This is a genomic window from Vibrio sp. 1069 (assembly GCF_033340555.1).
This window is the reverse complement of the sequence record NZ_JAWOWP010000293.1, coordinates 1-759: the sequence shown is the minus strand read 5'-3', so window position 1 is coordinate 759 and position 759 is coordinate 1. Positions and strand designations below refer to the sequence as shown.

The 759-nt window shown below is 43.7% G+C and carries 1 protein-coding gene and 1 pseudogene; both read right to left on the bottom strand.

Going from position 1 to position 759, the window contains the following annotated elements; all coding sequences use genetic code 11:
• Positions 1 to 214: pseudogene (locus R7040_RS26080) on the bottom strand (fimbrial protein); the annotation flags it as partial.
• The coding region (locus tag R7040_RS26075; protein WP_318097521.1) for a PilN domain-containing protein at positions 207 to 759 on the bottom strand (553 nt) is incomplete at its 5' end. The gene R7040_RS26075 and the pseudogene R7040_RS26080, both read right to left, overlap by 8 nt.

Below are 759 nucleotides of genomic sequence, written 5' to 3'. Positions count from 1 at the left end.
GCAATGCAGCCACCTTGTTGGCTTTTATGCGCAATGCCACTTTTAATGTTTGCTCCTCTTGAATCAAATTGTTCAAGCGAGCCTCTTCTGGCTTTAAGTAAAACCAATAACCAAACCCTTGGATAAGAAGAACAAGCAGGCAGATCACTACAAGCTGAGGCAGTAATGGCCATTCAGCAATCTCATCCATTTCTAGATCTTGCCAATTAACCATGTTGTTTTCCCTCTTTCTTCTCTTCTACCGTGTTAAACATGAAGGACACTTTAAAGGTCTGAAACTCTTTACCGAAACGGGCTTTTCCGTGCACGATAGAGTGCATTTCAACGTCCAGTAGCTTGGCAGAACGCTCCATGTTATCGAGCATGGTTGCTAGCCGAGGTGTACTGTCTGAAATACCTGAGATTTCAATTTCTAGATCGTTCATTTTGATCTTGTCGACATACACGCCTTCTGGAATAACAGCAGGCATGAGGTTCATAAAATCAGTGGTTTTATTCCGACCATTTTGCAACGCTTCCACAACTTTCAAGCGTTCCAAGATTTTGCTGTGTTCAAGCTCCGCGATCTTCATCGCTTCTATCCGCTTATCTAGATCGGAAATGTACGTTGTTAGATAGTCGAGTCGCTCTTGTTGAAGATCTTGTTGGTACTCATAATATTTGCCAACGCCCCACTGAATCCCCAACGCCACCATGACTCCCAATACCACTAAACCGACAAATCGACGACGATGCTCTTCCCTTTGATTTTCGCGCCAA